General features: G+C 50.4%; 8 protein-coding genes. 7 read left to right on the forward strand and 1 reads right to left on the reverse strand.

Annotated features, from left to right (window positions below):
- The first annotated feature begins 720 nt into the window (after window positions 1-720).
- The 6 genes from K5753_02420 (at window position 721) to K5753_02445 (ending at window position 4,832) form a co-directional block, all read left to right on the forward strand.
- Window positions 721-1,131: a prepilin-type N-terminal cleavage/methylation domain-containing protein gene (locus tag K5753_02420; GenBank protein ID MCR4726056.1), complete on the forward strand. Its 411-nt coding sequence runs from the start codon at window positions 721-723 to the stop codon at window positions 1,129-1,131.
- A 281-nt stretch (window positions 1,132-1,412) separates the two neighbouring features.
- Entirely contained in the window at window positions 1,413-2,276 is an 864-nt protein-coding gene (locus K5753_02425) for a DegV family protein (protein ID MCR4726057.1), read from the forward strand.
- Window position 2,277: 1 nt separating this feature from the next.
- Window positions 2,278-3,288 (forward strand): FAD:protein FMN transferase, encoded by a 1,011-nt coding sequence (locus K5753_02430; protein MCR4726058.1) that lies wholly within the window; start codon window positions 2,278-2,280, stop codon window positions 3,286-3,288.
- On the forward strand, window positions 3,285-3,653 hold the full coding sequence (locus K5753_02435) for a NusG domain II-containing protein (GenBank protein MCR4726059.1): 369 nt from the start codon (window positions 3,285-3,287) through the stop codon (window positions 3,651-3,653). The genes K5753_02430 and K5753_02435 overlap by 4 nt, the downstream gene beginning before the upstream one ends.
- Window positions 3,650-4,156, forward strand: coding sequence for a Gx transporter family protein (locus K5753_02440; protein ID MCR4726060.1), 507 nt, complete (start codon window positions 3,650-3,652; stop codon window positions 4,154-4,156). The genes K5753_02435 and K5753_02440 overlap by 4 nt, the downstream gene beginning before the upstream one ends.
- Window positions 4,146-4,832 (forward strand): MmcQ/YjbR family DNA-binding protein, encoded by a 687-nt coding sequence (locus K5753_02445; GenBank protein MCR4726061.1) that lies wholly within the window; start codon window positions 4,146-4,148, stop codon window positions 4,830-4,832. The genes K5753_02440 and K5753_02445 overlap by 11 nt, the downstream gene beginning before the upstream one ends.
- 808 nt (window positions 4,833-5,640) lie before the next feature.
- Here K5753_02445 and K5753_02450 read toward each other — a convergent pair.
- Window positions 5,641-6,399 carry a hypothetical protein gene (locus tag K5753_02450; GenBank protein ID MCR4726062.1) on the reverse strand — a complete coding sequence of 253 codons (759 nt, stop codon included), beginning with the start codon at window positions 6,397-6,399 and terminating at the stop codon, window positions 5,641-5,643.
- A gap of 123 nt (window positions 6,400-6,522) precedes the next feature.
- Between K5753_02450 and lepA the strand changes: the two genes are divergently transcribed.
- Window positions 6,523-7,893, forward strand: a 1,371-nt coding sequence (lepA, locus tag K5753_02455; protein ID MCR4726063.1) for a translation elongation factor 4, incomplete at its 3' end; no start/stop codon positions are given.

Raw genomic sequence — 7,893 nt, forward strand, 5'->3', positions numbered from 1 at the left:
AATTCGAATCTGCGCTTTTATATTTCCGGCAGGGAATAAGGATGAGATCCTTCGACTTCGCTCAGGATGACAATTTATAAAACAAGGATGAGATCCTTCGACTTCGCTCAGGATGACAATTTATAAAACAAGGATGAGATCCTTCGGCGCGCTCGATTCTCTCGCGGCTCAGGATGACATTTTATAAAATAAGGATGAGATCCTTCGACTTCGCTCAGGATGACGAATAGAATATGACGGCGCAGGCAAATTCTCTATTGTCATTTCGAGCTTGTCGAGAAATCGCCGATTACTTGCTTTTATTGAAAGTGTAGCTTCGCGGGTGGGGGTATGCGGCGATCCTTCGGCAGGCTCAGGATGACATTGAATGGGAAAGTACGAGCAGTCATTTTCTTGTTGTCATTTCGACCGAAGCGGAGAAATCGCCGATTACTTGCTTATTAAAAGGGTGACTTCGCGGATAGGACTACAAGGCGATCCCTCGTGTGCGCTCGCTTCGTTCGCTTCTCGGGATGACGAAATATGGTGAGTGCGTCATCCTGAGTGAAACGAAGGATCCCCTAAGGCGAAGCGGCAGGGAGTCGGACCCCTAATTTTGCGATTCTATTCAGAAGTGCGTTTAATCCCTTGTTTTACGCGCATTTTTTTAAAATTCGGTATTGACAAAAGGTGTAAAACAATATATAATGACGATAGAAATTCTTTTTATGGAGGAAGAATATGTTTTACAAATTTAGAAAGAATAAGAAAGCTTTTACGCTCGTTGAGTTGATCGTCGTTATCGCGATCATCGCAATTCTCGGTACCGTCGTTGGCGTTTCCGTTACCGGATTTGTTAACAACGCAAAAAAGAAAACGGTTGATACCGCTGCGGATTCTGTCTTAACGACTTGGAATTTGTTCGTCGCAGATGGCAATACTTCCGAAAAATGGGGAACTTATTTAACGAATAATACGGATAATCTCGGATCTGTGAATATTGGTTATCCCGGAAACGGTGTTACTGCCAATACGACGGCTTCTCAGGCTTTCAGCGCGACCGGAACAATTACTGTTAAAGACAAAAATAATAAATATACCGCTACGGTCAGTATTAATAATGGTAAACCCTCGGTAACGCATGTGAGCTAATTGTTTACTTGAATAACCTTGCGCTTGGCAATCCGTATTGCCAAGCGCATTTTTTTTATGCGAATGAGATCCTTCGACACGCTCGATTCTCTCGCGGCTCAGGATGACGATGGATATTTGAAAACGTCATTCTGAACGGAGTGAAGAATCCCCTAACGCGAAGCGGATCGAAAGCGGGCGAGATTCTTGACAATCCCGTCATTTTTATATATTATATATATAACCTATAAAAATTGACCCGCCGCGGAATCATTCGGCGCGGGCAAAAAGGAGACGACAGTATGAGTAAAATTTTCTTTGATACAGATTGCGAGCTGTGGTACACGATGCTCCCCGAAATGGATTGCGAAGTTTTCAAAATGCCCTACACGATCAACGGAAAAGAGTATTTTTACGATATGGGCGAAGCAACCGATTTCGACGCTTTTTATAAAGCGGTTCGCGCGGGCGCGATGCCGATCACTTCGGCTTTGAACGCGCAGATCTACACCGATATTTTGGAACCTTACTTCAAAAAAGGCGAAGATATGCTTTATATCTCGTTTTCGAGCAAGATGAGCGGGACTTTCAATCACCTTGAAATGGCGCTTCGCGATCTTCGCGAAAAGTATCCGAAGGCGCGTTTCCGCCGCTTCGACACCAAGAGCATTTGCTGGGGGTCGGGCGTTCAAGTCTATAACGCGGTCAAATACTTCCAAGAGGGTCACACGCTGGACGAGGTCTACGATTACCTCGAACAGAACGTCAATTCCTTTACCGAGTACTTCGCGGTGGACGACCTTTTCCATTTGAAGCGCGGAGGAAGGATCAGCGCGGCAGCCGCGGCGATCGGTTCTTTGTTCTCGCTGAAACCCATTCTTTACGTAAACGAAGAGGGCGAGTTGCAAGTCGTCTCCAAAGTTACGGGGACGAACAAAGCCGTTTCTTTCCTTTTCGATAAGGTCAAGCAACTCGGAACCGATCTCGATAAATATCCGATCATCGTCTTGGACGCGGATAACAAAGAGGGCGGCGATAAGCTCGAAAATAAGCTGAAAGAAGCATTCCCGAATGCGAAAGTCGAGCGTTATCCCATCGGACCGGTCATCGGGACGCACTGCGGCCCCGGGACGATCGGCGTCATTTTCCGTTCGACTTCCCGCTGAAATGAGAAGATTTGCGGCTTTTGCGCTGATTCTTTGCGTTATCTTCGCTTTTGCCGCTTGCGCGCCCGTGGAAGAGACCGTTGCGGGATTTTCCATGGGCTCTTCTTTTTACGTCAATTATTACGGATCCTCGGAGATCGATCGAGAGGTCCGCGATTTGTTGGATTCGATCGATCGGACGTACTCCGCGACCTTTGATTTCTCGACGGTTTCGAAGATCAATTCGGCGGATGCGGGCGACGAGATCCTTTTATCCGAAGCGGAAATCGCGGTCTTTCGCCGCATTTTCGAAATCTCGGAGGAAACGGACGGCGCGTTCGATCCGTCGATCTTGCCCCTCGTCCGCGCTTGGGGCTTCGATCCGCCTTTTTCGTATAACGGAAAGACGCCCCCGAGCGAAGACGCGATCGCGGCGGCGAAGCGCGTTTCCGAACTTTCTCATTTTTATTTCAATGATAATTCCCGCTCGATCGTCAAACTCGAAAAGGATTCCGCGCTCGATTTCGGCGCGGCGATCAAAGGATATGCGGCGCAAAAGCTGGTCGAACTTTTGAAAGGGAAGGTCGATTCCGCTCTCGTAAACGTCGGCGGGACGGTCGGCGCGGTAAATGCGGATTATCCGATCGGGATTCAACCGCCGCGCGACAGCGATTTTGAGTTCGTTTTTTCGTTTACTCTAAATGACGGCGAAGTCTGCGCCACGAGCGGCGACTATGAAAATTACTACCTTTATAACGGCGCGCGCTATCATCATATCCTCGACGCCGCTACGGGTTACCCCTCGAAAAGCGGCGTGATCGCCGCTTCGGTGATTTCAAAAGACGGGCTTCTTTCGGACGCGCTTGCGACTGCCGCCGTCGTCCTCGGAAAGGAAGGCGCGCTTTCCTTATTCAAAAAGTTCGGCGTTCGCGGCGCGATCATAACCGAGGAAAAAGAAATTTACACCTTTGATCTTCCGATCAAGATCAAAGATCGTAGCTACGTTTTGCTTGCTTCGGAGAGCGAAGAATGAAGAAAAGAAAAGAGAAATACGCGCTTTTCCGCGCCCCCGATCTTTTGATCCTTTTAATCGTGTTATGCCTGATCGGCGGAACTCTTTTTTTGATTTTTTCGCCCGAAAAAGGGAGTGCGGCGGAAGTCTACGTCGAGGGTAGGAAGGTCGCGACCCTTCCTTTGAATCAAGATAAAGTCCTGTCGCTCGATCATTTGAAGATCATCGTTTCGGGTGGAAAGGTTTGGGTGGAAGAGTCGGACTGCCCGAATAAAATCTGCGAAAAAACGGGAAAAATCTCGAAAAAGGGGCAGGCGATCGTCTGCCTTCCGAATAAAGTCGCGATCCGTATTTCAGGAAAAGGCGAAGTGGAGGCGATCGTATGACGGCGAGAAAGGTTGCTTCGCTCGGCGCGCTTCTTGCGGTCGCGCTTTTGATGGGATTCGTCGAGAATATGCTCCCGCCCGTGCTTCCCGTCCTGCCGTATTGCAGGCTCGGACTCGGAAACGTCGCGATCCTTTTATGCTTAATGTGGTTCGGTCTTCCTTATGCCGCCGTGATCGGCGTTTTGAAATGCGTGATCGTCGGGCTGTTTTCGGGCGCGCCGATCGCGATCCTTTACTCCCTTGCGGGGACCGCGCTTTCCCTCGTCGGAACGTGGCTATTATTGAAACTTTCCTTAAACGGCGTTCCCGCGATCAGCGCGTTTGGCGGCGTCCTTCATAACGTGGGGCAAGTCCTCGTCGCGATTCTTTTGACGCAGACGACCGCCGTCGCCGTCTTTCTCGTCTATCTCGCGCTGTTCGGCGCGATCGCGGGCATTCTTACGGGGTTTATCGCGTATTTCGTCTATCGCGCGCTCCCGAAAGGAGATAAAAATGAGTCTTGAATCCGAAGTTTTCAAACGCAGAGTCTTCCTGCCCGATAAACTTTTATCGTTCGGTTTTTCGAAAGCGGATAGCGGCTTCACGCTCCTGCGGTCTTTTCTCGACGGTTTTACCGCTCGGCTTTTTATCTCGGACGAGGGCAAGATCGAAGGGAAGGTCTTCGACGACGCCACTTCGGAAGAGTACGCGGTCTTTCGCTTGGAGGGCGCGGAAGGCGCGTTCGTTACGTCCGTTAAAAATGCGTATTTATCCTTTTTGTCGGATATTGCCGAGAAAACGACTTTCGAGCGGCTTTATATTTCCGATCAAACAAACCGAATTTCCGAAGCGTTTTTCGATTTGTTCGGCGCGAAACCGGAGTTTATGTGGGAAAAGTTTCCTCGTTACGGCGTTTATCGTAACGCAGATACGCGAAAGTGGTTCGCGATCATTATGAATCTTTCCGCCGCAAAGGTCACTCCGGACGCGGAAGAGAGGGGACTTCTCGGAGAAATCGAAGTCGTGAATTTCAATTTGGGTGATCGCGTCGCGGAATTCGTTCAAAAGGGCGCGTTTCCTTCGTATCATATGAGTAAAAAGAACTGGGTCACCGTCGTCTTGAACGGAAGCTTGCCCGATGATCTCGTCCTCGAAATGGCGGGGATTTCCTTCGAACGCTCGAAAAGTAAGAAAAAATAAGTCTTCGCTTTTGCGGATGAGATCCTTCGACAGGCTCAGGATGACGATTGAAGAAGGCTGGGCTTCGCGGGTGGGAGCATACGGCGATCCTTCGGCGCGCTCGATTCTCTCGCGGCTCAGGATGACATTAAATGGGAAAGTACGAGCAGTCGTCTTCTGATTGTCATTTCGACCGAAGCGGAGAAATCGCCGATTACAATTCGTCATATTGAGCGGAGCGAAGCGGAGTCGAAATATCCCCTAAGGCGAAGCGGTAAGAAATAAGGGTGAGATCCTTCGGCACGCCTTGCGGCGGCTCAGGATGACGAATAGAGAGTTGCGGCGCAGACTAAATCTCTCTTGTCATTTCGAGCTTGTCGAGAAATCGCCGATTATCGGTTATTGAAAGCGGGGCTTTGCGGGTGGGAGCATACGGCGATCCTTTGGCGCACTCGATTCTCTCGCGGCTCAGGATGACATTGAATGGGAAAGTGCGAGCAGTCGTCTTCTGATTGTCATTTCGACCGAAGCGGAGAAATCGCCGATTGCCGTTCGTCATATTGAGCGGAGCGAAGCGGAGTCGAAATATCCCCTAAGGCGAAGCGGTAAGAAATAAGGGTGAGATCCTTCACTTTGTTCAGGATGACGAATGGAGAAAGCGCGGCTTTGCGGGTGGGAGCATGCGGCGATTCTTCGGCACGCCTTTCGGCGGCTCAGGATGACGGAATTGAATTGTTCGCGTCATTCTGAACGGATTGAAGAATCCCCGAATGCGAAGCGAAAAAATTTTTACCTCGGGATGACGAATTTGTAAAGGTTTGGCGATTTATTAAATATTCGGTTTGAAAGGGGCGATCGTGATATGACTTTTTGCGTTCGGATCGGCTTCGTATCCCTCGAAAATAATGTTTTCCGCGTATCTCCGCGCGCGTTGTTCGAGGATGGGATTGGACACCGTCCAAGAGAGGATGCGCGGGGTGCGCGCACGCAGGAAGACGAATTTGCGATCGTTCAGAGAAGCGACTTCGTAAGAAATAAACTCGGGTTTGATCCTGCCCGCCCAATAGATGCCCGCGTTCGCGATGACGCTGCCGAGGATCCCGAGCGGGACTTCGGGGGCGTGACGCCTGAACCACAAAAGGGCGAGAGGGCTGAACGATTGGATGCAGAAAGGACCGTTATATTCGGATAAAATTTCCCACATTCTTCCGCAAACTTTGGTGCGGACGTAGGTTTTGACTTCGATCAAAAGCCCCGTCCTTCCCGCGACGTAATCCAAGACCTCTTGAAAGGTCGGAATTTTTTCGTTTACGAAGGGGAGAGAATATTTGCAAAGCTGTTCGTAGGTCAAGTCGCGAATTTCGATGCCTTCGCCGAAAATACGGCGCAGGGTGTTGTCGTGGAAGACGACGAGCTCGCCGTCCGCGAGAATATGGACGTCGATCTCGATGTTATAGCCTTTTTGGATCGCGCGCTCATACGCCGCGAGGCTGTTTTCGATAATGGCGCCGCCGTGCAGACCGCGATGGGCGATGGGTTTTTCGAAAAGCCAGTTGTGATCTTTTACGGGTAATTTGAGTTTCGCCATTTTCTCCTCCTTTCGCGCCTCAGCGTCTGTTCCTTTTTATTATAGCATAACTTTCCGATCTGTAAATACTTTACCTAAGAAAAAAAATATTATATAATATTTTCGCCGAGTAATCGGTTTTGAATGAGTATGGATAGAGAGCATATTAGGAATTTTTGTATTATCGCGCATATCGACCACGGAAAAAGTACCCTTGCCGACCGCTTGATGGACGTCACGGGGACGGTTCCCGAGCGGGAAGCAAAAGAGCAGCTTCTCGATAATATGGAGATCGAGCGCGAAAGAGGGATCACGATCAAGCTGCAACCCGTCCGAATGTTTTATAAGCTCGACGGGGAAGAATATATGCTGAATTTGATCGACACTCCGGGACACGTCGACTTTACCTACGAAGTCTCGCGTTCTCTCGCCGCGTGCGAGGGCGCGGTCCTCGTCGTGGACGCGACGCAGGGCGTCGAAGCGCAGACTTTGACGAACGTCTATCTCGCGATCGATAACGATCTCGAAGTCATTCCCGTCATCAATAAGGTCGACCTTTCCGGCGCGGACGTCGAAGGAACGAAAAAAGAGATCGAAGATATTATCGGGATCCCCGCCGCCGACGCGCCCGCGATCAGCGCGAAGACGGGGCTGAACGTCGAAAAGGTCCTCGAAAGCATCATCTATAATCTGCCTGCCGCGCGCGGAGACGAAAGCGCGCCGTTAAAGGCTTTGATCTTCGATTCCGTTTACGATAACTACAAAGGCGCGATCAGCTTTATCCGCGTGATGGACGGTTCGGTAAAAGTCGGCGATAAGATCAAAATGTTTTCCACGGGGAAAGTTTTCGACGTCACCGAAGTCGGCGTCTTTACTCCGAAAATGCTTCCGACCGCATCTTTGAACGCGGGCGAGGTCGGCTATCTCGCGGCGAGCATCAAAAATGTTTCGGATACCGCCGTCGGCGACACGATCACGCTCGCGGAAGGGGGAACGAAAGAGCCTTTCCCGGGGTATAAGAAAGTCAAACCGGTCGTTTTCGCGGGTATTTTCCCCGCGGACGGATCGAAATATACCGAGCTCCGCGAAGCCCTTGAAAAACTGAAACTGAACGACGCTTCGCTCTTCTTCGAACCGGACGTCTCCGCCGCGCTCGGATTCGGGTTCCGTTGCGGATTTTTGGGACTTTTGCATATGGAGATCATCGAAGAAAGGCTCGAACGCGAGTTCAATATCGACCTCGTTACGACCGCGCCGAGCGTCTCCTACAAGGTCTATAAATACGGCGGCGAAGTCTTGAACGTCGATAACCCGTCGCACCTTCCGAATCCCTCCGAGATCGATTATATGGAAGAGCCGATCGTCCGCGCGAGCCTCTTTACGCCGCCCGAGTACGTCGGACCGATCATGGAGCTTTGCCAAGGGAAAAGGGGCGTCTTTATCGATATGAGTTACGTCGACACCTCGCGCGCGAAATTGATCTACGATATTCCTCTTGCGGAGATCGTCTACGAC

The sequence above is a fragment of the Clostridia bacterium genome (assembly GCA_024685775.1).
GTDB lineage: Bacteria > Bacillota > Clostridia > Christensenellales > CAG-1252 > CAG-1252.

What these genes read in the sequence shown, in the direction of transcription:
- K5753_02440 (MCR4726060.1), top strand. Translation starts at nt 3,650, where the DNA reads ATGACGGCGAGAAAGGTTGCTTCGCTCGGCGCGCTTCTTGCGGTCGCG.
- K5753_02430 (MCR4726058.1), top strand. Translation starts at nt 2,278, where the DNA reads ATGAGAAGATTTGCGGCTTTTGCGCTGATTCTTTGCGTTATCTTCGCT.
- K5753_02435 (MCR4726059.1), top strand. Translation starts at nt 3,285, where the DNA reads ATGAAGAAAAGAAAAGAGAAATACGCGCTTTTCCGCGCCCCCGATCTT.
- K5753_02450 (MCR4726062.1), bottom strand. Translation starts at nt 6,399, where the DNA reads ATGGCGAAACTCAAATTACCCGTAAAAGATCACAACTGGCTTTTCGAA.
- K5753_02425 (MCR4726057.1), top strand. Translation starts at nt 1,413, where the DNA reads ATGAGTAAAATTTTCTTTGATACAGATTGCGAGCTGTGGTACACGATG.
- K5753_02445 (MCR4726061.1), top strand. Translation starts at nt 4,146, where the DNA reads ATGAGTCTTGAATCCGAAGTTTTCAAACGCAGAGTCTTCCTGCCCGAT.
- K5753_02420 (MCR4726056.1), top strand. Translation starts at nt 721, where the DNA reads ATGTTTTACAAATTTAGAAAGAATAAGAAAGCTTTTACGCTCGTTGAG.